Source organism: Intestinimonas sp. MSJ-38, from assembly GCF_018917925.1.
GTDB lineage: Bacteria > Bacillota > Clostridia > Oscillospirales > Butyricicoccaceae > Pseudobutyricicoccus.
On the sequence record NZ_JAHLPO010000016.1, the window covers coordinates 45,430 to 69,868 of the forward strand.

Below are 24,439 nucleotides of genomic sequence, written 5' to 3' on the forward strand. Positions count from 1 at the left end.
TCCCCTATCCTCTATCCTTTATGGACCCAAGGTTTTTCAAATAGGCCACTTCGCCGGCCGTCAGATGCCGCCATTTCCCCGGCGGCAAATCCCCCAAAGAAAGCCGCCCCATGGCCACCCGTTTGAGCCGGCGCAGCCGGTAGCCCCTTTGCTGACACATCCGGCGGATCTGCCGGTTGCGGCCCTCATGGATGGTGAGCAGCAAAAAGGTGCGGCCCTTTTCCTCTTTCACCCGCTTGGCCTGCACCGGAGCCAGCGGGCGTCCATCCAGGCTCATGGGACGGGTCAGCCCCACCACCGGGTCCTCTTCCGGCGTATCCAGTTCCAGCAGGTATTCCTTTCCCACCTCATGGGAAGGGTGGGTCAGCTGGAGGGTCAGATCGCCGTCATTGGTCAGAAGCAGCAATCCTTCCGAATCCATATCCAGCCGCCCCACAGGATAGACCCGGCCAGGAACGCCGCTCAGCAGATCCAGCACCGTTTTCCGTCCTTTTTCATCCTGGACGGTGGTCACATAGCCCCGGGGTTTGTGGAGCATGATGTAAAGGCCGGGGGGGGATTGACCCAAAGGCTTTCCCCGCACGGCAATGATGTCCTTTTCCGGGTCGGCACTGTCGCCCACCTGGGCTTTCTGGCCGTTCACCGTCACCAGCCCCTGGGCGATCAGCTCTTCCCCTTTCCGCCGGGAGCAAACGCCGCTGGCCGACAGAATTTTTTGCAGTCTTTCCTTCAAGATCCTTCCCCCTTTCCCGTTTTTCTTTATTTTCCGCCCCACCGCCCCTGCCAGATCTTCTGCCAGAAGGTTTTGGCCGGAGGCAGTTTTTCCACTGTCTCTTTGTAATAGACCGGGGTTTCGTAGATCACCCCATCCCCCAGCCGCACCTGAAGCGTGCCGTAAACCTTCCCGGCCTGCACCGGGGCGCATACCGTCCGTGGGCCTGTGACCTGCACGCTTACATCTTGCCTTTCTTCCTCTGTGAGGAATGGGGCAAACGAGCCATTATAGTAAAGCTCAACCTGGCTTTTTTCCCCGGAAAGCACCAGTGCGCTTCCCGCCGCTCCGCCCTCCAGCACTTGCTGGGGAGCACACAGAGCAAAGGCGCTGTCATACAGGCGCAGATGGTCGTTCCAGTCATCGGGGGCACCCAGAGTGACGGCAATGAGCAGCCGCCCCTCCCGCCGGGCCGCCGAAACCAGACACCGGCCTGCCTTTTTGGTAAAGCCGGTTTTAACGCCGCAGACTTCCTGGGAAAGGGTCAGCAGTTTGTTGTGGTTTTTCATCACCCGATCCCCGGTGGAGATGGTCTTTTGCGAAACGATGGCAGCAAACTCCTCCTGCGCCATGGCCACACCGGTCAAAACGGCCAGATCCTTGGCGGTGGTATAGTGTGCATCACCATCCAGGCCGCTGGCGCTTTGGAAATGGGTATTCACAAGGCCCAATTCTGCCGCTTTTTCATTCATCAGACGGCAAAAGGCCTCTTCGCTGCCGGAAACCAGGCAGGAAAGGGCCACAGCCGCATCGTTGCCGCTTTCCAGCAAAAGGCCGCAAAGCAGATTATAGGTGGTCAGCTTTTCTCCGGCCTTGAGATAGATGGAGGAGCCTTCGATCCCCGTCCACTCCGGCTTTATGATGTGCTCCTCCTCCAGCGGAAGATGCTCCAGAACCAGAAGGGCCGTCATGATCTTGGTGGTGCTGGCCATGGGAAGCTGGGTATCCCCCTGCTTTTCATAGAGGAATGTTTTGGCCGCGGGGTCATACAAGGCGGCCCCTTTGGCCGACACCTGCGTTCCCTCCAGCTGCCGCCACACTCCCAGGCTCTCCAAGGGAAAAAGGAGCAAACACACCAGAATCGCTGCTGTCAATCGTTTTTTCATTTTTCTCACCTGCCCATGGGATACTTACGGGCAGGCCGGAAAGATTATTCTTTGCCTTCTTTGTATTCCTTGATCTTATCCACCACCTGGGGCACCAGGTCGATGATCTTGTCCACCGCCGTGTTGGCCGGGGGATCTACATACAAAAGCCGGGCATTTTCTCCGGTGAGGACGATGAAGGCCACCGGCGAAATGGTCACACCGGCGCCGCTTCCCGCGCCAAAACGCACCGGCGGCTTGCCGGTTTCCTTGGTCTTTCCGTCGCTGCCTCCGGCGGCAAAGCCGAAGGTCACCTTGGAAACCGGGATGAGGGTCACTCCGTCGGGGGTGGTGATGGGGTTGCCCACGATGGTGTTCACATCCACCATCTCTTTGATTTTGGACATGGTCTCTTTCATCACATCGCTGATCTCATTCATACAGACACTGCCTCCTGGTCATGTTGTTTCCGAAGCCGCAGGAACCCCCGCAGCACTTTGATTCCAATGATCAGCAGCTGGAAAACCAGCGCTGATACCTGTACTTCCAAGAAGATCTGGCTTTCTGTTCCTTCAAAATAACAAATTACCTGGATGTCTTTTTTCCGCACCCGCAGATTTTCCTCCAGCAAAGGCAGGAACATCCCCACTCCCGCGGCAGCGGCCCCATAGGCCATGGCGGTTTTGGCGGCGTCCCCCGTGGCAATGGCACAATCCAGCAGAAAACGATCCACCCGCAGCGCCCGCCGGAACTGCCCCATGGCCGAAAGCCCCAGATGGATCAGATCCATAATATAGGGGATGTCCAGTTTCTCCATGCCGCCGGAAACAGGGGTACTTTCCTTTTCCTTGCGGATCTGAGGCGCCGGCCTGGCCGCCTCCCCGGGTCTTTCTGCCTGGGGTGGCGGCGAAGGTGGGGGTTCCCGATTCTGCGGCTTTGCCTCTTCCGGTTTTTCAGACTTTTTTTGTTTTTTGGGCTTTTTCTCTTTCCATGGCAGCAGCCGCAGCCGGAAAGGCCCCAACCCCACCCATAAAAAGAACTTTTCCTGCCGCAGCATCACCCGCACCCTGGCGGGGAGCAGCAAAACCAGGAGCAAAAGCACCAAAAGGAAAAGGAGAAGCCCTCCCAGCCCTATCAGTACCCATAACAGGATCTTCACTCGTTCGCCGCCTCCGCCCCTTCGGTGTCCGTTTTCGCTTCTTCTTCCATCATGGGCAGGGTCAGCTGCTCCATCCGCTCGTCCTCCAGCCCCTCGATCTCCGGCAGTTCGGTAAGGGAGGAAAGGCCAAAGGAACGGAGAAAATCACCGGTGGTGCGAAAGAGAGTGGGCCGGCCAGGCACATCCAGCTTCCCGCATTCCTCCAGCAGCCCCTTTTCGCACAAAGAACGAATGGTATAGCTGCTGTCCACGCCCCGCACCTGTTCGATATACACCCTGGTCACCGGCTGCCGGTAGGCGGCAATGGCCAGCACTTCCAGAGCCGCCGCCGACAAAGTGGGGGCCCGGCGCGTCTCCAGCGTCCGGCGCACCCACGGAGCGTAATCGGCCCGGGAACACAGCTGATACCGGTCCTCCAGCCGCACCAGTTTGATGCCCCGGCGGCCGTAGTCATATTCTCCCGCCAAAGCCTGGGCGGCCTCGTGGAGAGCCTGCTCCGGCACTTCCAGCACCTGGCACAGCTTATCCACGGCCACCGGCTCCCCTGCGGCAAAAAGCACCGCTTCCAGAGCACACTGCAATTCATTGGCTTCCATTCTATTCTCCCGCAAGCGTCAAAAGATATCCCTCTTCCTGCTCCACAATGGCCAGTTTATGGGCTTTGGAAAGCTCCAGCACCGCCAGAAACAGGGCCACCACCTCGGAACGGCTGCGGCACTCCAGCACCAGGCTTTCAAAATCCAGGTGGTGCTGCACAGCCAGCCGATGGGCGATCATCTGGAGTTTCCCTGCCACCGGCACCGGCTCTCTTCCCACCACCCCATGAAACAGCCGCAAAGGAGGCGGGCTCCTCCGCTCCTGGCGCTGGAGAATGGTCTCGATGGCTTTTTGCAGCACCTGGGCGGTGTAATGGTATTCCGGCTGTTCTTCTCTTTTCTGCACCTCTGGGGGTTTGGTGTAAAGGTCCCGGCCCAGCTCCATCCGCTCTTCCAGAAGGCCGCTTGCCATTTTGCATTTCTTGTATTCCAGCAGGGCCGCCACCAAGGGCTTCCGGGGATCTTCCTCCCCTTCCTCCGGATAAACCGGCAGCAGCATTTTGGACTTAATGTACATCAGCTGGGCCGCCATGGCCACAAAATCACTGGTGACTTCCAGATCCATCGCTTCCATCCGGCGCAGCTCATCCATATACTGTTCCAGGATCTGAGCGATGGGGATGTCGTAAATGCTCACCTTGTTTTTGGAAATCAGATGAAGCAGCAGATCCAGCGGCCCGTCAAAGGCCTCCAGATGATAGGTCAGCGGGCTTTTCATAGAAGCCCCAGCACCGAAAGCACCCGGGCCGCCCCCCCCACAATGAGGGAGAGCATATCCACCTGGAGGGTGTAGAGCAGATTGTTGAAGGCCCCCAGGAATAAAAGCACGATCAGGCCGATCTGGAAATAGGCCTCGTACTGATAAAGCTTATAATAAATCCGGTTGGGCAGCAGCACCTGAAGCACCCGGGAGCCGTCCAGCGGCGGAATGGGGATCAGGTTGAATACGCCCAGGCAGACGCTGAGCTGTCCGGTCTGAATGAAAAACCGGCTGAGAGCCAGCAGAATCTGGTTTGTGGGAGCCAGGGTCTGCATCAGAAGGGCTATCAAGATGAGCACAAAGCTCAGAAGGAAATTGGCCAACGGCCCGGCTAGAGCGGTGAGGGCCATGCCCACCTTCCGATGGCGGAACCGGCTAGTGTTCACCGGCACCGGCTTGGCCCAGCCAAAGCCGAAAAAGATCATACACAATGTACCCAGCGGGTCCAGATGATCCAGAGGGTTGAGGGTGAGCCGCCCGGCCCGCTTGGCGGTATCGTCCCCCAGCCAGTATGCCGCAAGGCCGTGGGCCAATTCATGAAACATCAAGGCGATGAGCACCGCCGGGATGAGGATCATGTATTTCTGAAGAGAGTTTCCAAACATGGCGTCTCCTTATCAAGGTTCCAATCACATATCGTTCTGCTCACATATCGTTCTGCACCAGCTGCTCATAGCTTTCCCGCTTCACCAGCAGCCGATCCTTCCCATCCCGCACCATGACGATGGGCGGCCGGGGCAGACGGTTATAGTTGCTGGCCATGGAATAGTTATAGGCGCCGGTGGCAAAGACACACAGCAGATCCCCGGCCTGTACCGGCTGGATCAACGCATCTTTTGTGACAAGGTCTCCGCTTTCACAGCACTTGCCGGCAATGGCTGCCCGCAGGTTGCGCTCCCCTTTGGGATCGGTGGCTTTCACCGCCTGGTAGCTGGCTCCGTACAGGGCGTAACGGGGATTGTCGGGCATTCCTCCGTCCACGGCCACATAGGTGCGCACATTCTCAATGTGCTTCACCGAGCCCACCCGGTACAGCGTCACTCCCGCCGGGCCCACGATGCTCCGTCCCGGCTCAATGGTCATGAAGGGCTGGGGCAGATCGTGCTTCCGGCATCCTTCCCGCACCGCTTCCCCCAGGGCGTCGATCATCTCATCCACCGGCAAAGGCTTGTCCTCCGGGCCATAGGCGATGCCGAAGCCGCCGCCCAGATTGAGCCCCGGCGGCACTGTTCCGGTCTCCCGGCCGATCTCGGTGAGCAACTGGAACATCACCCGGCAGGCCAGCTTATAGGGCTCTGTCAGGAACACCTGAGAGCCGATGTGGCAATGGATGCCGCAAAGCTCCAGATGGGGCAGGCTGGACACCAGACAGGCCGCCTTCAGAGCGCGGCCGTTTTCATAGCCGAAGCCAAATTTGCTGTCCAGATCCCCGGTGGAGATAAACTCATGGGTGTGGGCGTCCACTCCCGGCTTGACCCGCAGGGCCACCTGGACGGTCTTGCCCAGCTGACCCCCCAGCTCATTAAGAGTGTGAATCTCCTCCTCGCTGTCGGCGATGAAGGAGCCGATGCCCGCCTTGATGGCCATCGCCATCTCTTCCCAGGACTTGTTGTTGCCGTGAAAATGCAGTTTTGCCGGATCAAACCCGGCCTGCAAAGCGGTGTAAAGCTCTCCGCCAGACACCACATCGGCACACATTCCCTCTTCTTTCAAAATGGGATAGATGCCTTTGACACACAAGGCCTTGCTGGCATAGGACACATGGAACGCATCTCCAAAGTTCCGCTTCATGGCCCTTTGATAGGCCCGGCAGGTATGGCGGATTTTTTCCTCATCCATCACATACAAGGGGGTGCCGTATTTTTCGGCCAAAGCGGGAAGGCTCACCCCTCCCATGGTCAGTTCCCCTTGGCTGCCCAGGGAAAAGCTCTGATATTCTTCCATGATCTCCCCTCCTTTTTCTCTCTAACGGTTCAAAAGCCCCAGGATATCCCGGCGCACCTCTTCCCGGCCCGTCCCCTTTTCGGCGGAAAAGGGAAACAGCGGGGTGTTTTCCTCCAGTTCCAACACTTGGCGGATCCGCTCCATATTGGGCTCCACCTGGCTCTTTTTCAGCTTGTCCACTTTGTTGGCGATCACCGCCATGGGAATCCCGTAGGCCCGGAACCAATCGGCCATCAGCCGGTCGTCGGCAGTGGGATCGTGGCGGGCGTCCACAATGAGATAGGCCCTGCCCACATTGGACCTGTCAGCGTTCATATATTCCTCGATCAGCTGGGAAAACCGTTCTTTTTCCCGCTGGGACACCCGAGCATAGCCATAGCCGGGCAGATCCACCAGCCACAGCGCCTTGTCCACCAGAAACAGGTTGACAAACACCGTCTTTCCCGGCACGGCGCTGACCCTTGCAAAGTTCTTCCGCTGAAGCAGGCAGTTGATGGTGGAGGACTTGCCCACATTGGACCTGCCTGCAAAAATCACCCGGGGCAGGCTGTCCCGGGGAAAATCCCGGGACGATGCCGCCGAGCGCACAAATTCCGCTTTGGAAAAATTCATCTTATTTCCGCCTTTTGTTTCTTACTGCCGCAAAGGCAGGCTTTCGCTTTCCTTTGTGGGATGGGGCAGCACCTGGGGGGATTCCTCCGGCCCGGTGCGCACGCCCAGAGCGGCCTCCAGCACATCGTCCATGTGCTTGGCATAGACAAAGCGCAGATTTTTGGCCACCACCGGATCGATCTCGCTGATATCCGGCTCATTGTCCGCAGGCACGATCACGGTTTTCATGTGGGCCCGATAGGCTGCCATGGTTTTTTCCTTCAGTCCGCCGATGGGCAGCACCCGGCCCCGGATGGTCACTTCCCCGGTCATAGCGATGTCCTGGGGCATGGGTACATCCATCAAAGCCGACACCAGTGCGGTGCAGGTGGTGATGCCCGCCGAAGGGCCGTCCTTGGGCACGGCCCCTTCGGGGAAATGGATATGGATATCCTTCTTCTTGTAGAAATCATCCTGGATGCCCAGGGTCTTGGTGCGGGTGCGGATGTAGCTGATGGCCGCCTTGGCCGACTCCTTCATCACATCGCCCAGGTTGCCTGTCAGCTCCAGCTTACCGCTGCCTTCCATCACATTGACTTCCACTTCCAATATCTCGCCGCCTACGCTGGTCCAGGCCAGGCCGTTGACCACACCGCATTCGCTGCGCTGGGAATGGACTTCTTCCTTATACCGGATCACGCCCAGGAAATCTCCCAAGTTGGCCGGGGTCACAGACACTGACTTCTGCTTCTTTTCCAGCAGGATCTTATCGGTTTTCCGGCACACCCGGGCGATCTGCCGCTCCAGGGTACGCACACCGGCCTCCCGGGTATAGCCCGAGATGATCTTCCGCAGGGCGTTTTCGCTGATTTTCAACTCCTTGCCGTTCAAACCGTGCTTTTCCATCTGCTTGGGGATCAGGTGGCGCTTTGCGATCTGCACCTTTTCCTCCACGGTGTACCCCGGCAGCTCGATGATCTCCATCCGGTCCAGCAGAGGCCGAGGAATGGTGTCCAGGGTGTTGGCCGTGGTGATGAACAGAATATCGGTGAGATCAAAGGGCAGCTCTACAAAATGATCCCGGAAGGCGTGGTTCTGCTCGGTGTCAAAGACCTCCAGCAGGGCCGAGGCCGGATCGCCCCGGAAATCGCTGGCCATCTTGTCGATCTCATCCACCAGAATCAGTGCATTCCGGCTGCCCGCCTGCTGCAAGGCGTTGATGATCCGTCCGGGCATAGCGCCGATGTAGGTCTTCCGGTGGCCCCGGATATCGGCCTCATCCCGCACGCCGCCCAGAGAAAGCCGAGCATAGTTCCGGCCCAGCGCATCGGCCACCGACCGGGCCACCGAGGTTTTGCCCACGCCCGGCGGGCCCACCAGACAAAGGATCTGGCCCTTGATGCTGCCCACCTTCTGCTTGACGGCAAACAGCTCCAGGATCCGCTCCTTCACCTTTTCCAGGCCGTAGTGCTGGTTGTTCAGAATGGTTTCCGCCTTTTTCAGGCTGGTATTCTCCTTCGTCACGGTTTTCCAGGGCAGATCCAGGCAGGTGTCCAGCCAGGTGCGCACCACACCGGCCTCGGGAGAAAAAGGCTGCAGCTTCTGGAGGCGGGCGGCCTCCTTGAGCATCTTCTTTTCCGATCGCTCCTCAAGGCCCAGGGCCAGAATCCGCTCGGTGTAGCGCTGGGCTTCGGCGGCGGTGTCCTCGTCCTCCCCCAGCTCCTCGTTGATCACCTTGATCTGCTCCCGCAGATAGTAATCCCGCTGGTTCTGATCCATCTGGCTGCGCACCTTGTTCTGGATCTCATCCTCGATGCGCAGGATATCCACCTCACTGGCCAGCTTCTTGATGAGCAAAGCCATCCGGCGGCGGGGGTTGAGCTGCTCCAGCACTTCCTGCTTGTCCGGGTATTTGAGGGCGGTGTTCTGGGCCACATAGTCACACAGATAACCCATGTCCCGGCTCTCCATCACATTGAGCACCACATCGCTGTTGACCTTGGGCACCAGATCAGTATAATCCACAAACAGCTCCTGCACATTGCGGATCATGGCCTCATCCCGCTTGGTGAGATGGGCCGGCTCTTCCGGCTGGATGGGCTCCACCATGGCGGAGAACACCGGCTCCGTGCTGGTCAGCTCCAGCAATTTGCCCCGGCACTCCCCTTCCACCAGCACGCGGAACACATCCCCGTGGATCTTGAGGATCTGCTTGATATGGCCCACAGTGCCGATGTCATAAAGATCTTCCCGCTGGGGGTCGTCTACCTTCATATCCCGCTGGGCCAGCAAAAACACCGGCTCCCGCCGGGACATGGCCAGCTCCAGGGTCTTGATGGATTTCTGTCTCCCCACATCAAAATGAGACACCATACCCGGGAAAATCGCCAGGCCCCGCAGGGGCAGCAGCAGCATCGGCCGGGCCGAGGTGTTTTGTTCTGTATTCTGCATAAGTTCTCCTTCCCATCCCCATGGGGGACGGTTTTATATAAGTCATCATAGATAAAATCAGTATAGCACATCGCCGCAATTTTCACAAGTTTTTGCAGAAAAAGATTGTGCACTTCGCAAAAAATGACGCCTCTTCATTCAAATGGAGTGAAAAAGAAAAAGTGGCCCGAAAGCCACTTTTTCTAAACATATTCCGGTGTTATCCTTTTTTCTTCGGCGGTTTCCGGTCGTGTTCCACCTTGGGGGCGGCTTTCTTCTCCACCGCATCCCGGGTGACCACCACACGGCTGATGGTGGGGTCGGAAGGCACATCGAACATGATGCCGGTGATGATATCTTCCAGCACAGAACGAAGGCCACGGGCACCGGTGTTCCGCTCCATGGTCTTTTCGGCGATGGCCTCCAGAGCGTCCTCTTCAAACTCCAGCTCTACCCCGTCCAGATCAAAGAGATACTGGTACTGCTTGGTCAGAGCATTTTTGGGCTTTGTGAGGATGCTGACCAGAGCCTCCTTGTCCAGGGGGTCCAGAGCGGTGATGATGGGCAGACGGCCGATCAGTTCGGGAATGATACCGAACTTCAGGATGTCCTGAGGCTCCACCTTCTGGAGAATGTCGTTTTTCTCACTCTGCTTTTTGGACAGCACCTGGGCGCCGAAGCCCAGTCCCTGGTTGCCGCAGCGCTTTTCGATGATCTGGCCCAGGCCGTCAAAAGCGCCGCCGCAGATAAAGAGGATGTTGCTGGTGTCGATCTGGATGAACTCCTGCTGGGGGTGCTTCCGTCCACCCTGAGGCGGCACATTGGCCACAGTGCCCTCCAGAATTTTCAGCAGGGCCTGCTGCACCCCTTCTCCGCTCACATCTCTTGTGATGGAGGGATTTTCGCTCTTCCGGGCGATCTTATCCAGCTCATCGATGTAGATGATGCCCTTTTCGGCCTGCTCCACATCGTAATCGGCAGCCTGGATCAGGCGCAGAAGGATGTTCTCCACATCTTCGCCCACATACCCAGCCTCGGTGAGAGTGGTGGCGTCGGCAATGGCAAAGGGCACATTGAGGGTGCGGGCCAGCGTCTGGGCCAGCATGGTTTTGCCGCTGCCGGTGGGACCCAGCATAAGGATGTTGCTCTTCTGGATCTCCACATCGGTCCCGTCCTCGCCGCCTTTTTCCAAAGAGCGGATGCGCTTATAGTGGTTGTACACCGCCACCGAAAGCACCACTTTGGCCCGGTCCTGGCCGATGACATATTCGTCCAGGATCTTTTTCAGCTCGGCAGGCCGGAGCAGTTCATCCTCTTTCTTCTTGCCCCGGGAGCGGGCTTCCTCCGCCCGCTCCTCGTCCAGAAGATCTTTGCAGATCTCAATGCATTCGTTGCAGATATAGGCCCCGGGGCCTGCGATGATCCGGCGCACTTCCTTTTGAGATCGGCCGCAGAAACTGCAGCGGATCTCTTTTTCTTCTTCGGACATGACTTACCTCTTCCATCGGTTTGACATTTTGAAAATCAGAGATTACTCCCGATGCTCAAACACCTTGTCGATCAGGCCATATTCCTGAGCCTGCTGCGCGGTCATGAAATTATCCCGCTCGGTGTCCTGCTGGATGACCTCCAAAGGCTGGCCGGTCATCTGGCTGAGCAGACGGTTCATCCGGTCCTTGATGCGGATGATGTGGTCGGCGTGGATCTTGATATCGGTGGCCTGACCCTGCATCCCGCCCAGGGGCTGGTGGATCATGATCTCGCTGTTGGGCAGCGCATAGCGCTTGCCCTTGGCGCCGGCCGCCAGCAAAAAGGAGCCCATGCTGGCCGCCATGCCGATGCAGATGGTGCTCACATCGCACTTGATATACTGCATGGTGTCATAAATGGCCATACCGGCACTGATGGAGCCGCCGGGGCTGTTGATATAAAAGCTGATATCCTTGTCCGGGTCCTGGCTCTCCAGATAGAGCAGCTGGGCCACCACCAGACTTGCGGTGGTGTCGTTGACTTCCTCGGACAAAATGATGATGCGGTCATTGAGCAGCCGGGAATAAATATCGTACGAACGCTCCCCTTTGCTGGTCTGCTCCACTACCATAGGTACAAGGGACATAATGGGAAAACTCCTTTCTGCAGCACAGGAAGGAAGGCACGGCAGGACTTACTTGCTCTCCTCTTCCTTTTCCTCTGTCTTTTCCGCCTTCTTGGCCGTCTTCTTGGCGGGCTTCTTGGCGGTGGATTTGATGAGCTCCACAGCCTTCTGAGTCAGCAGATCGTCCTTCAGGGACTGGGCCGGCAGCAGCTGCTTGACCCGCTCCACATCGATCTTGTTCTGCTCGGCCAGGCTGGCAAATTCCTTCTCCAGCTCTTCTTCGCTCACTTCCATGTTCTCCAGCTTGGCGATCTCTTCCAGAGCCAGGCGGACCTTCACCTGCTTCTCGCCCTGCTCACGGAACAGCTTGCGGAAGGATTCCATGGACATATCGTTCATCTTCAGGTACATATCCAGTGTGACGCCCTGCATGGACAGTCTATACCCAAAGTCCTCAACAATTCTGTCGATTTGTGCTTCGATCATCACTTCGGGAATGTCGGCTTCGAAGTGCTCCAGCATGGCGTCGATCAGCTTCTCGTCATACTCGTTCTCGGCAGCCTTTTCCTTCTGCTCCCGGATCTTGGTCTTCAGATCGGCCTTCAGCTCATCCAGGGTGTCGAACTCGGACACATCCTTGGCGAACTCGTCGTCCAGCTCGGGCTTCTGGGTCTCCTTGACCTCGTGGATCAGGCACTTGAACACGGCGGGCTTGCCGGCCAGCTCCTTGGCCTGGTACTCTTCGGGGAAGGTGACATTCACATCGAAGGGCTCGTCCACTTTCTTGCCCACCATCTGGCTCTCAAAGCCGGGGATGAACATACCGGAACCAATGCCCAGGGTGTAGTTTTCAGCCTTGCCGCCTTCAAAGGACTTGTCGTCCACAAAGCCTTCGAAGTCAAAGACAACGGTGTCGCCGTCCTTCACTTCCCGCTCCACGGTGACCAGGCGGGCATTGCGGTCCACCATGCGGTTCAGCTCTTCCTTCACATCCTTCTCGGTGACGGAAACCCGGCCCTTTTCCACGGTCAGGCCCTTGTAGCCCTCAATCTTCACTTCGGGCTTGACGGTAACAGTGGCCTTGAAAGTGAAGCCTTCGGGAGAGATGTCGTCCACCATGATCTGGGGATGATCCACGGGCTGGATCTTGCTCTCTTCCACGGCCTTGTCATAGGCTTCGGGATAACACATATTCACAGCGTCCTCAAAGAAAACGCCTTCGCCATACAACTTCTCGATGATCTTCCGGGGAGCCTTGCCCTTGCGGAAGCCGGGGACGCGCATGTGGCCCACATTTTTCCGATAGGCCTGTTCCATGGCCTTTTCGAACTCTTCCTTGCCGACTTCGATGGTCAGCTCCACCTGATTCTTTTCCTTTTTCTCAATGCCCTTCAGCTGCATTTGAGTTTCCTCCTCATACAAATATCTTTCTTTTAAGGTTTTATCATCACTGGCCGGAAGCGGAGATAATCGGCGGATACCACTTGGTAACTCACCCCGTCCCGCTCGCCGGAAAAGGCCCCCCGCAGGCTTTCCCCGTGAAGGTGGCCGTAATAGCACCGGCTGACGCCATAACGGCGCAGCAGCCCGGTGATCTCCCGCACCTCATAAGGGTCTTTCCCTGCCAAGATGGGGGGATAATGGAGAAAACAGAAGATTTCTCCCTGGGGACTTTGCTGCCGGGCCGCATGCAGCGACGCTTCCAGACGGCAAAGCTCCCGTTTGAACACCTTTTCATCCCCTGCGGCCGGGTCCGATGGATCATAGCACCAACCCCGGGTGCCGCACAAGGCGGTGTCCTTATAAAAAATACAATTATTATGCAAAAAAGACAAGGTCTTTATTTGATGATTTTCAAAAAATTTATTCATTTTGGTGACCGTCTGCCACCAAAGATCGTGATTGCCCTTGATGAGAATCTTTTTCCCCGGGAAGGAATCCACCAGCTTGAAATCGGCCAGGGCCTGCTCCAGGTTGAGCCCCCAGGACAGATCGCCGCAAAGCACCACGGTGTCGTCCTCCTTCAGGGTCTGGGAGAAGGCTTCCACGATCTTTCGCCGGTAATCCTGCCACACGCCCCCGAACACATCCATGGGTTTGCCGCTGGACTCCGACAGGTGCAGGTCTCCAATGGTATAGAGCGCCATGCTCCCCTCCTTTTATTCAAAGGCGTTTTCCAGGTGATGAATCTCACCGCCGGGATAGACCTCGATCACATCAAAGCGGATCTGAGGCGGCTTTTCCTGCTCCCCCAGCCATTGCAAAGCGGTCAGCCGCAGCCTTTGCTGCTTGTGGGCGTCCACCGCCTCCAAGGCCTTGGCAAACCGGTCGCTCTTCCGGCTTTTCACCTCCACCATGGCGACGATCCCCCGTTTTTTCACAATGAGATCGATCTCCCCATAGCGGCTGCGGTAACCGGCCTCCAGCAAGGTATAACCCTTTTTCCGCAAGTATTCCGCCGCCAGAGCCTCCCCTCGCTTTCCAGCCAGGGTGGTGTTCATTTTTTGCCACCGCTCAGGATCTTACCCAGAAAACTCTCCCGGTGAATGGGACAGGGCCCCTTTTCCACAATGGCCTGCCGGTGCTCCTTGGTGCCATAGCCCTTGTGCTTTGCAAAGCCATAGCCTGGATAGGCCTCCTCCATTTTTTCCATGTACCGGTCCCGGCTCACCTTGGCCAGGATGGACGCGGCGGCCACACTGGCGCTCTGCCGGTCTCCGCCTACCACGCATACCGTTTCGATCCCGGAAAATCCCGGGTCCCGGTTGCCGTCCACCAACAACAGATCAGGGGCAAGGCCCATCTGATCCACCGCCCGGTGCATGGCCAAAAAGGTGGCCTGCAAAATGTTCAGCTGGTCGATTTCTTTTTCATCGGCCCACCCTACCCCGAAGGCCAGGGCCTTGGCCGTGATCTGGCTGAACAGGATCTCCCGGCGGCGGGGCGAGATTTTTTTGGAATCATCCAGCCCCTCCAAAGGCTCTGTGGGGTCCAGAATCACCGCTGCGGCGCACACCGGCCCGGCCAAAGGCCCGCGACCGGCTTCGTCGATGCCGCAAAGGGCCGAAAACCCCTTTTGCCGGAAAAGCTCATCAAACAGATACAGCTCGCTGCTTCTATTCATGGGCGTCCTCCGGAGGCGGCTGCAAAGTGATCCGCCCCAGTTTGCCGCTGCGGAATTCATCCAGCAGCACCCGGGCCATCCGCTCGGTGTTGCAATAGCCTCCGGCCTGGAGGAACCCCCGGGCCCGGGCCAGCTCTTCCAGTACATCATAGGAAGGCTTGTCCGCCGTGCTCTCCACCTTATACCGTTTTTCCAAAGCACCCGGTGCCTGCTGGCGCAAGGTGTCGATGAGGTGGCAGGCCAGCTCTTCCAGCTCCAGGATCTCGTCGTTGATGGTGCCGGTGAAAGCCAGCATCAAACCGGTCTCTTCATCTTCGATTTTGGGCCACAGCATCCCCGGGGTGTCCATCAGCTCCACGCCCCCTTTCAGGGCGAACCACTGTTTCTGCCGGGTGACGCCGGGTCTGTCCTGAGCCACCGCCGAACGACGGCCCAAGATCCGGTTGATAAAAGAGGATTTTCCCACATTGGGAATGCCGCAGGCCATAATGCGGATGCTTTTGCCCTTCAGCCCCTTTTCCTCATTGCGGGCGATCTGCTGGGCCATCACCTGGCGCACCAGGGGAAGAAACTCCCCGTAGCCGCCGCCGTTCTGGCTGTCCAGAGCAATCACCGGAAAACCCTGTTTTTTGAAATAATCCTTCCAGCCCTCGGTGCGCTGGAGATCGGCCTGATCGGCCCGGTTGAGGACGATGATCCGCTTTTTCTGCCCGGCCAGGGCGGAAAGATCGGGATTGCGGGAAGCCCAGGGAATCCGGGCATCCAGCAGCTCGCACACCAGATCGATCTGGCGGATATCCTCCTGCATCAGGCGCTTGGTTTTGGCCATATGGCCGGGATACCAGTTGATCTTCATGACAAAGAACCCACCCTGCTAAAGGGGAAGATACGGAAGATCGCCTTCCCCACGATTTTTTCATATGGGATCGTGCCCACTTCATAGAGTTTGCGGCTGTCCGAGCTGCCGTTGCGGTTATCGCCCATGACAAACACTTCCCCTTCCGGCACAGTAAAGGCGCCGGTAAGGTCACCGGTGTACATGGCCTGGCCGGCCAGATCGTTGATATAGGGCTCATACAGGGCTTCGCCATTCACATAGACCACGCCCTCTTCCCCATCGATCTCCACCGTGTCGCCCCCCAAGGCAATGACACGCTTGACCAACGGCTCATCCATAAAGCCATCGGCCATAAGCACCACAATATCCCCTCGCTCCGGCTCATCATAGCCGAAGGAAGAAATCAAAAGCTGATCCCCCTCGTGAAGGGTGGGATACATGGAAGACCCCACCACACCGGAAAGACGCACAAAAAAGGCGCAGATCACCACTAGGACGGCCAGGGCATAGACCAACGCCTCGGCCCAATCGAACAGATCGGCGCTGACGGAGCGCTTTTTGCCATCGTCCTCCCAAGGCTCTTTTTGCTTTGAAAGCTCTGTTTCCTCTTCCTCACGGAATTGCTGTTCGTCCATCACATCATCCTCCAAAGCGTGGGACGGGCCGTTTCATAGGCCCGGCCGGGTATAAAAAGAAGAGGGACAGAATTGCTCCGTCCCTGCATCCTCTTAGATATCCTGTTTGACTTTAGCAGCCTTGCCAACTCTGTTACGCAGGTAGTAAAGCTTGGCTCTTCTGACTTTGCCCTTGCGGACCACTTCCACCTTCTCCAGGTTGGGGGAATGGACGGGGAAAGCCTTTTCTACGCCTACGCCGTAGGATACGCGGCGAACGGTGAATGTCTCCTGGATGCCGCCGTGCTTCATAGCGATGACAGTGCCCTCAAAGACCTGAATTCTTTCACGGTTGCCTTCTTTGATCTTGGCGTGCACCCGAACGGTGTCGCCGATGCCGAAGTTGACAGCGTCAGGCTTCAGCTGGGATTCGGTCAGTTTTTTTACGAGATCCATAATTCTCTTTCCTTTCGTTCATAGATGTTCGTGCCCTGACTGCGGCAGAGGACCATCCGTAATACATGCCCGATTATAATACCACACAAATCCCCTGATTGCAAGGGTTTCCTGGTTTTTTTGAAAGTTTTTTCTTTCCCGGGCGCCAAAGAGGAATGGTTTTATTTCCCTTTCCCTATTTGGAAAAAGTCCTTCCCCTCCCCATCCAGGATGCTCTGGCGCACATAAAGGGGCCTGTCCTCCCGCTCTATTTTGTCATGGAAACGGAGGATGTCGGTGATGTAGCTGGGGTTCAGCGGATCGTCCCCGGCCTTCAGCACGCACCGGCAGCAGAAGCCTTCCCTTTCGGGAAAAAACTCCAGGGAGCGCACATAATCCCCCAGCACCACTTCCCGGTCGCCCCGCTTGGAATGCTTCAAAATCTTCACTTCTCCCTCAAACAAAGCGGGGATGCTCGCATCCCAGGGGGAGGAATAGTGCACCTCATAGCCGCAGAAGGCGATCTGGTTCACCGGGCGGGAGGCCTGTCCCACTTCCAGCACCCGCAGACCGTGGGGCAAAACCCCGTTGAGCCGATGGGCCAGATCCTCCGGCAGAGTGTCGGTAGTCAGATCAAAATCGGCCAACTCGCATTGGCTTTGGTAGCCGGTGGACAGAGGCACCAGAATGGATAGATAGATATGAGGATTGAACCCCTCGGTGTACCGCACAGGCAGCTTGGCCCGCACCAGGGACCGCTGGAGGGTATTCATCAGGTCCAAATGGGAAATATAGGCAGAATATTCGTTTTTCTCAAATTTGATTCTCACTTTAAACATCACAGGGCCTCCCGCAGGACAGAGTCAGCGCGCCGCAATTCCGGCATCCGGCGGCGCAGTCCGGTGTGGCATCCCCTTTGAGGGCCTGCTGGTATTCGCTCCACAGATAGCTTTTGCACACGCCGGAGAAAATGTGATCCCAGGGCAGAACCTCTTCTTCCCCCGGCGAGCGGTAGGCATAGAAATCCGGGTCCAGGGAGCACTCCTGGAAGGCTTCCATCCAGGCATCGAACTTGAAATATTCATCCCAGGCGTCCAGGTTGCAGCCCTTCTCCCAGGCCTTGTAAATCACCTGAGACAGCCGCCGGTCACCCCGGGCAAACACCGCTTCCAGATAGCTTGCGTCCCCATGGTGCAGGTTGAAGCTGACATTCTTGATCTTCAGCTGTTCCCGCAGCAGCTCCTGCTTCCGCCGCACCTCTTCCCGGGTGGCCTGCCCCACCCACTGGAAGGGGGTCTGGGCCTTAGGCACAAAGGTGGACACGCCCACATTGATCTTGATGCCCCGGGCCTTGTTTTTGGCGGTCTTCCGGAAGGTGTAGATCACATCCCGGACGATCTGGGCAATACCCGCCAGATCCTCGTCGGTCTCGGTGGGCAGGCCCATCATAAAGTACAGCTTGACACTGTTGTAGCCCGCGCCGAAGGCGATGGCGCAGGAATGGAGCAGATCCTCTTCGTACAGATTTTTGTTGATCACATCCCGCAGCCGCTGGGTACCTGCTTCCGGTGCAAAGGTCAGGCCGCTTTTGCGTACCTTCTGCACATTCTCCATCAGTTCCAGGTTGAAGTTGTCCGCCCGGAGAGATGGCAGGGCCAGGTTCACATGGCGGGGCTCGCAGTAATCCACAAGCTCGGTGCACAGCTCGTCCAGCTGCGGATAGTCGCTGGAACTGAGAGAGGTGAGGGATACCTCGTCATAACCGGTGCTCTCCACCAGTTTCTTGGCCTGCTCCACCAGGGTGGCGGCGTTTTTGGCCCGGATGGGCCGGTAGGTGTACCCGGCCTGGCAGAACCGACAGCCACGGCGGCAGCCGCGGAACAGCTCCGCCATGGCCCGGTCAAAGACGATGTCGGTGGAGGGGACGATGAAGCTGTCGGGATAATAGACCTTGTCCAGATCCCGGATGATGGCCTTTTTCACCTGCTGGGGCGCTCCGTTTTTCGCCGTAATGGCCTGAACGGTGCCGTCCTCATTATAGGTCACATCGTAGAAGGCGGGCACATAAACCCCTTCGATGGAAAGGGACTCTTTCAGGAAGGTTTCCTTGTCCCAGCCCTTTTTTTTGGCTTTGCGGTAAAGCTCCACCAGGGCCGGCAGGTTCTCCTCCCCTTCTCCCACCAGAATGATGTCGAAAAAATCCACCACCGGCTCCACATTGTAAACGCAGGGGCCGCCGGCAATGACCAGCGGGGTCAGCTCGGTTCTCTCCCGGGAGAACTTGGGCACCCCCGCCAGATCCAGCATATTGAGCACCGTGGTATAATTCAGCTCATACTGAAGAGAAAAGCCGAAAATGTCAAATTCCGAAGCGTAGTCCTTGCTCTCCAGTCCATAAAGGGGCACGCCATGACGGCGCATCTCCCGCTCCATATCCGGGGCGGGAGCATACATCCGCTCGCACCACACTCCCTCCATGGCGTTTAAGCGGCCATAGAGGATCTTGGAGCCCAGATGGCTCATGGCAATCTCATAAAGCTCCGGAAAGCAAAGGGCAAAGCGGCAGTCCACCTGCTCTTTGTCCTTCACCACCTGATTGTATTCCCCGCCGGTATACCGGGCAGGCTTTCGCACATTGTCCAGACATTGTTTGATTTTATAGTCCATGTTTCCTCCCGAAAAGCCATTCGATACCTTATACTATAAAGCTTTTCCGGCCCGGTGTAAAGTAATTTCGCACCAAACGCCACAGCACCGCCCCGGCGCACACCAGCAAGGTGCAGTTTCCCCCGGAAGAAACGAAGAGGACGGTCCCGGCGCAAAGGAGCAGCACCCCCACCGCCAGGGAGGATGCGGTGAGCACCCGGTCGCTCCGCTCCAGCTCTCCCCTGCGCAGCAGCATGGCCCGGAGGAAGACACCACCATCCAAAGGCAGAGCGGGCAGCAGATTGAAAAATCCCAGAATGGCGCTGCATCCGCAGAAGAGATAGATTCCCTCCCAGGGCAGCCGGTTGGCCAGAAAAGCCCCCACCCCGCAGGAAAGCAGATTCATCCCCGGCCCCATGAGGGCGATGAAAGCGTCCTTTCCATAGGTGTCCCGGCTGCATCGGTAGCGGATATCCATGCCCCCCAGTCCCAGCACCAGCCGCTCCACCTGCCCGCCGCACAGCCAGATGGCCCCTATATGCCCGCCTTCGTGGATGGCCACGGCCAATAAAAGGGCGGCCAGAAGAGAGATGCTCTCGCAGCACAGCAGCAGGGCGCAAAGCAGCACAAAGGCCCCGGAAAGACCGTATTTTTTTCCCATATCTCTAAGCCCCCAGCTTTACATAATCGTTGGGATCGACGATCTTGCCGTTCTTTTTCATTTGGAAGTGAAGATGGGGCCCGGTGGACTGGCCGGTGGAACCCACCTTGCCGATCTCCTGCCCCACCTCCACCTGCTGGCCCTTTTTCACCGTCACGCTGTCCATATGGCCGTAAAAGGAGGTGAAGCCGTCCCCGTGATCCACCAGAGCATAGTTGCCATACACCGTGCCCACTCCCACCTCCAGCACCGTCCCTCCGGCAAAGCTGCCGATGGGAGTGCCCTTGTTGGCCCCGATGTCCACCCCGTGGTGGAATTTATATTCTCCGTCGATGGGGTGATCCCGCCATCCGTAGGGGGATGTGACCACGCCCTGCAAAGGTGCGGCGCAGGGAGCGGAAAAGGTGTAGGTGCTGCCGTCCACCTCTTCCGGCAAAGAGGAATCGGCGCTTTCCTCCCCTTTCCCCCAGATCAACTGCAGCTGGGACACCTCCCAGGCGGGATAGGGGGCTTCACACACGCCGCCGGTTTCGCTCTGCCATAAAAAAAGGCGGCCGGTTTTCACTCCGGCCGTCTTTTCGATCTGGGCGGATTCCGGCGAAATTTCATCGATCTCCCCCTGAGAAGGCTCCTGATAGTCCGCCGCGCTCCCCTGATCTTCTTCCTGTGTTTCCTGTTTTTCCGTTTTTTCCTCTTCCTCCCCGCTTTCTTCTCCGTCCTGGCCCAGCAGTTTTTTGCCAAAGACCAAAAGGGTGTCCTCTTCGTCTTCCTGCCCGGCCACCTGGCGTCCCAGCACGGCCACCGCTTCCTTCAGATCCATATCCCCGCCAAAAAGGGATGCCACCGTCTGCCGTACCGCCTGAGGTGTCTCGCCGGGGGAAAAACGGAGATAGAGGGCCAGCGCCACAAGAGCGCAGAGCAGGATGGTGCGTATCCGCGGCCCTCCTTCTTCTTCCCGACTGCGGCCATAGCCTCGGCTGTAAGCCCTGCGGGCCGCCTTCACCGGTTTATATCTTCGGCTTTGCATGGAATCCCTCCTCTGCTTCCCTGCTACAAAATGATGCAGATCAGCCCGCTGCTGTTTTCGTTGACGATCCGCTGCAAGGTCTCCTGGATCTTGGCCCGGGCCTCTTCGGGCATCCGGTAGAGCTTGTTGTTCAGTCCCTCGTTCACCAGCTCGTGGAGGGATTTGCCGAAGATATTGCTCTCCCAGATCTTCTCCGGGGAGTCCTCGAACTCGCTGAGCAGGTAGTGCACCAGCTCCTCCGACTGCCGCTCGCTGCCCACAATGGGAGAGACCTCGGTTTTGATGTCGGCCCTGATCATGTGGATGGAAGGGGCGCTGGCCTTGAGCCGCACCCCGAAGCGTCCCCCCTGGCGGACGATCTCCGGCTCATCCAGGGTCATTTCGCTGCGGGAGGGCATGACGATGCCGTAGCCCGTCTGCCGCACCTGATCCAGTGCGCTGCGGATGCGGCCGTACTCTTCCCGGATGCTGGAAAGCTCACAGAGCAAAGGCAGGAAGTCGGCCTGGTCCCGGATGGGGATGCCACTGCGCTGGGAAAGGATGGTGTAATAAAGGGAATCCTCCGCCATGATACGGATTTCCACTGCTCCCTCACCCAAGGGCATGGAGGTGATCAGGCTGTCGCTGATATAGGAACACTCGGAAAGTCCCTCCAGGGCCTGCTTCACATCCCGCATCCGGCTGATCTGACCAGTACAGCGATAGATGGTGTCATAGATCTGGCAGCGGATCTCGTTGTCCGGCTCCAGCACATTGACCCAGCTGGGCAGGGTGTAGCGGAACTCCTTGGCCGGGAATTCGTACAGCACGGTGCGCAGCACCCCTTCGATATCTCCCTGGGTGAGGTTTGCGCAGTCCAGGGCCAGACAGCTCACTTGGTACCGCTCTTCCAGCTGCCGCCGCAGCTTCTGGGCCTCGGGGGAACGGGGCTCCACGCTATTGAGCACCAGCACAAAGGGCTTTTGCAGCTCCTTCAGCTCTTCCACCACCCGCTCTTCCGCCTGGATGTATTCCTCCCGGGGCAGATCGGAAATGGTCCCGTCGGTGGTGACCACAATGCCGATGGTGGAGTGCTCGGTGATGACCTTCCGGGTGCCGGTCTCCGCCGCTTCCCGCAGGGAGACTTCGTGATCGAACCAGGGAGTGGAAACCATCCGGGGAGCGTCTCCCTCCAGCTGGCCCAAGGCCCCGTCGATCATATACCCCACACAGTCGATCATCCGCACATTGAAATGGGTGTTTTCGTCCAGGGCGATGTCTACGGCGTCTTCGGGGACGAACTTGGGCTCCGCCGTCATAATGGTGCGGCCGCTGCCGCTTTGGGGCAGCTCGTCTTTGGCCCGCTCCCGCAGATACACATTGTCGATGCGGGGCAGAACCATGGTCTCCATAAAGCTCTTGATAAAGGTGGACTTGCCTGTGCGCACCGGCCCCACCACGCCGATATAGATATCCCCTTCGGTGCGAAGGGCGATATCCTCATAAATGCTGCTCTTTTCCACTGCTATTCCTCCCTGCGGATGTTTGTCTCTCAGCGCTGAAAGGGGATCATCACCAGCTGGCCCTTTTCCAAAGCGCCGCCCGTTTCCAGATGGTTTGCCGCCATGATATCCCCCGGGGATGTGCGGAAGCTCTTGGCCAGAAGCCACACGGTTTCCCCGCCCTCGGCCCGGCGAAGAATGAGGGAAGCCTTGGGGCGTGCGGGCGCCGGGGCGTTTTCGTCCATCTGGCAATCCACCACCTGACGCACCGGCTTTCCGCTCTGACCGGTGAGATGGAAAGCCACCGGTCCTGTAAGCTGGCATGCACCGTCGGCCCATTTCAGGCTCAGGCCGGAAATATCACACTGGCACAGGCAGTCCTCCCCTTCCATGGGTGGAAAATGTCCCTCCCAGGAAACCACCTGGTCATACTGCATGGGCTGGCCATCCCCTGTCATGCACAGCAGATTGACACACACTTCTCCATGAGCCACCCCTTCTTTGCCAATGGCCCCGCAGCTTTTCACGCTGGCCGACCAATCCAGCAGTGCGTCGGCCTGCTCCGGAGGCGAAAGAGTGGCCCGCATTTCGGCGGAAGCCTCTCTCTCGCACCGGGCCAGAGGCAGATCCAGCGGCTCCTGCTGCAGGGTGCATCCCCCTTTGGTGGAAAAAGCATCCATCAACACTTCATACTGCACCGGCCGGTGAATGGACACCATCACATCGGCGGCGATATCCCAGGAAAGGAAGGGGCCTTCCTCGTCAGAGGACAAATTGCAGGCGCAGTTTTTCACGCTGTATTCCACCTGAGCGGTATCCCCTTCCTCCGCCCCTTCCAGCTCCACGATCTGGGAATAGGGAATGGAAAAGCTCTCTTTTTCCATGGCCCCGGTGCTCTGCCGCAGCAGCAGGGCCTCCCCCTGGGCGCTGCCCCGGAGCATCACCTTTCCGGAGATCACCCGGATGTCCTCGGTGACCAGTTTGCAGCAGGTGCGCAGCGCTTTGTCTCCTGTTGATCCTTCCGGGCTTTTCTGGCGCACATCTTCGTGGAGGGAAAATCCTTTTTCCTTCATGGAGAGGGCGGACTCAAAGGAGAAAGTCTGGGTCAAAGCCTGCATCCCCTCTTCTTCTCCGTTCCGGATTCCCTGGCACACCTCATACTCTTTGGGGGCGCACACCTGGGTCTCCAGTCCGAACTGGGCCCGCAAAGTGAATTTCCGGGGGTTGAGCATCCGCCCCTCCAGTCGGTGGAGGGAGCCTTTGACAAACACCAGATCCTGTCCCTTGCACCCTCTGGCCTCCACCAAGGCGGCAAAGGGAATGGTGCTGTCCAGCGCACACAGCGGCCCGCCCTGTTCCCCTTTATAGACCAAGGTCCCCCGGATGTTCCCCGACACCATCACCCGATCGGTCTGCACCAGCTTTTCCCGGATCTCCAGCGAACCCAGAGCACAGCAGATGGTCTCTATATCGGGGAATGTATCCGGCACGATGGCATCCAGGGACTCTTCGTGGCTGGTGGACGCGCAGGATACCGTTGCATATTGGAGGGCGCGGCTTTTGATCAGTTCCATTGTAACCCTTCTTTCCCGAATTTTGATCATTGCATCTATACGCCCTCGTCCCGAAAGATATGACAAAAGGGCCGCTTCGGAAAAATTTCCGAAACGACCCCTTTTTTGCTTCATTCTTCGCCGCCGATGCCGAACACCTTCCGCAGCAGGCCGCGGAACATTTTCGGGGCCTTCACCACCATGATCTTCACCCAACACACCTCCCAATCCAGCGTCAAAGCAGGCACAGGCAGACAAGGACGGCCATGATGATGACAAAGCACAGCCAGGGCGGCAGAAGCATCGCCAACAAAATGCCGGCCACCAGCGCAGCCAGGCAGGGCAGGCATCCCCGTCTGTTACAGCAAGGTCTCATGTGCAACACTCCAATACTCTGTACTACCAGTATATTGGCCTCGGCATCTTTTTGTGATGGGATCTTGATTTTTTCATAACAAAAGGACAGCGCCTTCTGGCGCTGCCCTGAGCGTGTCGAAAAAGTGGCTTAAGCCACTTTTTCGAGTTTTTGCAAGGGGCTGTATGCACGCCTTTGGCGCACACTTGCCCCTTGAGAAGTGCAAAAAGCCACGCACAGGTCGCGGCTTTTTGCGGATTGATAGGGGTAGGG

General features: G+C 57.9%; 26 protein-coding genes. All 26 read right to left on the minus strand.

The features are described from left to right. Positions 1 to 4: 4 nt before the first annotated feature. Positions 5 to 733 (minus strand): pseudouridine synthase, encoded by a 729-nt coding sequence (locus tag KQI26_RS10640; RefSeq protein ID WP_216504396.1) that lies wholly within the window; start codon positions 731 to 733, stop codon positions 5 to 7. A gap of 26 nt (positions 734 to 759) precedes the next feature. Beyond that, positions 760 to 1,878, minus strand: a complete 1,119-nt coding sequence (locus KQI26_RS10645; RefSeq protein WP_216504397.1) for a D-alanyl-D-alanine carboxypeptidase family protein — start codon at positions 1,876 to 1,878, stop codon at positions 760 to 762. Positions 1,879 to 1,922: 44 nt separating this feature from the next. Continuing rightward, positions 1,923 to 2,297: a GerW family sporulation protein gene (ytfJ, locus tag KQI26_RS10650; RefSeq protein WP_216504398.1), complete on the minus strand. Its 375-nt coding sequence runs from the start codon at positions 2,295 to 2,297 to the stop codon at positions 1,923 to 1,925. Beyond that, positions 2,294 to 3,016 (minus strand): DUF2953 domain-containing protein, encoded by a 723-nt coding sequence (locus KQI26_RS10655; RefSeq protein WP_216504399.1) that lies wholly within the window; start codon positions 3,014 to 3,016, stop codon positions 2,294 to 2,296. Before KQI26_RS10655 ends, ytfJ begins: the two co-directional genes overlap by 4 nt. After that, positions 3,013 to 3,612: an SMC-Scp complex subunit ScpB gene (gene scpB, locus KQI26_RS10660; RefSeq protein ID WP_216504400.1), complete on the minus strand. Its 600-nt coding sequence runs from the start codon at positions 3,610 to 3,612 to the stop codon at positions 3,013 to 3,015. Before scpB ends, KQI26_RS10655 begins: the two co-directional genes overlap by 4 nt. A gap of 1 nt (position 3,613) precedes the next feature. Then, positions 3,614 to 4,330, minus strand: a complete 717-nt coding sequence (locus KQI26_RS10665) for a ScpA family protein (RefSeq protein ID WP_216504401.1) — start codon at positions 4,328 to 4,330, stop codon at positions 3,614 to 3,616. Then, positions 4,327 to 4,977, minus strand: coding sequence for a site-2 protease family protein (locus tag KQI26_RS10670; protein ID WP_216504402.1), 651 nt, complete (start codon positions 4,975 to 4,977; stop codon positions 4,327 to 4,329). The genes KQI26_RS10665 and KQI26_RS10670 overlap by 4 nt, the downstream gene beginning before the upstream one ends. A 40-nt stretch (positions 4,978 to 5,017) precedes the next feature. Further along, positions 5,018 to 6,316 carry a diaminopimelate decarboxylase gene (gene lysA / locus KQI26_RS10675; protein WP_216504403.1) on the minus strand — a complete coding sequence of 433 codons (1,299 nt, stop codon included), beginning with the start codon at positions 6,314 to 6,316 and terminating at the stop codon, positions 5,018 to 5,020. A gap of 21 nt (positions 6,317 to 6,337) precedes the next feature. Continuing rightward, positions 6,338 to 6,928, minus strand: coding sequence for a ribosome biogenesis GTP-binding protein YihA/YsxC (yihA, locus tag KQI26_RS10680; protein ID WP_216504404.1), 591 nt, complete (start codon positions 6,926 to 6,928; stop codon positions 6,338 to 6,340). A gap of 21 nt (positions 6,929 to 6,949) precedes the next feature. Further along, entirely contained in the window at positions 6,950 to 9,358 is a 2,409-nt protein-coding gene (gene lon, locus KQI26_RS10685) for an endopeptidase La (RefSeq protein WP_216504405.1), read from the minus strand. A gap of 199 nt (positions 9,359 to 9,557) precedes the next feature. Beyond that, positions 9,558 to 10,826 carry an ATP-dependent Clp protease ATP-binding subunit ClpX gene (gene clpX, locus KQI26_RS10690; protein ID WP_216504406.1) on the minus strand — a complete coding sequence of 423 codons (1,269 nt, stop codon included), beginning with the start codon at positions 10,824 to 10,826 and terminating at the stop codon, positions 9,558 to 9,560. Between the two features lie 42 nt (positions 10,827 to 10,868). After that, positions 10,869 to 11,453, minus strand: a complete 585-nt coding sequence (clpP, locus tag KQI26_RS10695; RefSeq protein ID WP_118425939.1) for an ATP-dependent Clp endopeptidase proteolytic subunit ClpP — start codon at positions 11,451 to 11,453, stop codon at positions 10,869 to 10,871. A gap of 48 nt (positions 11,454 to 11,501) precedes the next feature. Continuing rightward, positions 11,502 to 12,833: a trigger factor gene (tig, locus tag KQI26_RS10700; RefSeq protein ID WP_216504407.1), complete on the minus strand. Its 1,332-nt coding sequence runs from the start codon at positions 12,831 to 12,833 to the stop codon at positions 11,502 to 11,504. 32 nt (positions 12,834 to 12,865) lie between these two features. Further along, the gene (locus KQI26_RS10705) at positions 12,866 to 13,579 is read right to left on the minus strand and encodes a metallophosphoesterase (RefSeq protein WP_118746844.1); all 714 of its coding nucleotides are present in this window, start codon (positions 13,577 to 13,579) and stop codon (positions 12,866 to 12,868) included. A 12-nt stretch (positions 13,580 to 13,591) separates the two neighbouring features. Then, positions 13,592 to 13,933 (minus strand): YraN family protein, encoded by a 342-nt coding sequence (locus tag KQI26_RS10710; RefSeq protein ID WP_118746843.1) that lies wholly within the window; start codon positions 13,931 to 13,933, stop codon positions 13,592 to 13,594. Then, positions 13,930 to 14,556 (minus strand): ribonuclease HII, encoded by a 627-nt coding sequence (locus tag KQI26_RS10715; RefSeq protein WP_118746842.1) that lies wholly within the window; start codon positions 14,554 to 14,556, stop codon positions 13,930 to 13,932. Before KQI26_RS10715 ends, KQI26_RS10710 begins: the two co-directional genes overlap by 4 nt. Further along, positions 14,549 to 15,412, minus strand: coding sequence for a ribosome biogenesis GTPase YlqF (gene ylqF, locus KQI26_RS10720; protein ID WP_216504408.1), 864 nt, complete (start codon positions 15,410 to 15,412; stop codon positions 14,549 to 14,551). Before ylqF ends, KQI26_RS10715 begins: the two co-directional genes overlap by 8 nt. Next, positions 15,409 to 16,029 (minus strand): signal peptidase I, encoded by a 621-nt coding sequence (lepB, locus tag KQI26_RS10725; protein WP_118425929.1) that lies wholly within the window; start codon positions 16,027 to 16,029, stop codon positions 15,409 to 15,411. Before lepB ends, ylqF begins: the two co-directional genes overlap by 4 nt. 93 nt (positions 16,030 to 16,122) lie before the next feature. Then, positions 16,123 to 16,464 carry a 50S ribosomal protein L19 gene (gene rplS, locus KQI26_RS10730; protein WP_118425927.1) on the minus strand — a complete coding sequence of 114 codons (342 nt, stop codon included), beginning with the start codon at positions 16,462 to 16,464 and terminating at the stop codon, positions 16,123 to 16,125. A 161-nt stretch (positions 16,465 to 16,625) separates the two neighbouring features. Further along, positions 16,626 to 17,282, minus strand: a complete 657-nt coding sequence (locus KQI26_RS10735) for a TIGR03936 family radical SAM-associated protein (protein ID WP_118746839.1) — start codon at positions 17,280 to 17,282, stop codon at positions 16,626 to 16,628. Continuing rightward, on the minus strand, positions 17,275 to 19,110 hold the full coding sequence (locus KQI26_RS10740; protein WP_216504409.1) for a TIGR03960 family B12-binding radical SAM protein: 1,836 nt from the start codon (positions 19,108 to 19,110) through the stop codon (positions 17,275 to 17,277). The genes KQI26_RS10735 and KQI26_RS10740 overlap by 8 nt, the downstream gene beginning before the upstream one ends. A 28-nt stretch (positions 19,111 to 19,138) precedes the next feature. Then, on the minus strand, positions 19,139 to 19,750 hold the full coding sequence (locus KQI26_RS10745) for a site-2 protease family protein (protein WP_216504410.1): 612 nt from the start codon (positions 19,748 to 19,750) through the stop codon (positions 19,139 to 19,141). Positions 19,751 to 19,754: 4 nt separating this feature from the next. After that, a complete protein-coding gene (locus KQI26_RS10750) occupies positions 19,755 to 20,777 on the minus strand; it encodes a M23 family metallopeptidase (RefSeq protein WP_216504411.1) in 1,023 nt (340 codons plus the stop codon). 23 nt (positions 20,778 to 20,800) lie between these two features. Continuing rightward, on the minus strand, positions 20,801 to 22,279 hold the full coding sequence (spoIVA, locus tag KQI26_RS10755) for a stage IV sporulation protein A (RefSeq protein ID WP_177613817.1): 1,479 nt from the start codon (positions 22,277 to 22,279) through the stop codon (positions 20,801 to 20,803). Positions 22,280 to 22,308: 29 nt separating this feature from the next. Further along, on the minus strand, positions 22,309 to 23,832 hold the full coding sequence (locus tag KQI26_RS10760; protein ID WP_216504412.1) for an SPOCS domain-containing protein: 1,524 nt from the start codon (positions 23,830 to 23,832) through the stop codon (positions 22,309 to 22,311). Between the two features lie 110 nt (positions 23,833 to 23,942). Then, on the minus strand, positions 23,943 to 24,161 hold the full coding sequence (locus KQI26_RS10765) for a hypothetical protein (protein ID WP_147417979.1): 219 nt from the start codon (positions 24,159 to 24,161) through the stop codon (positions 23,943 to 23,945). Between the last annotated feature and the right edge of the window lie 278 nt (positions 24,162 to 24,439).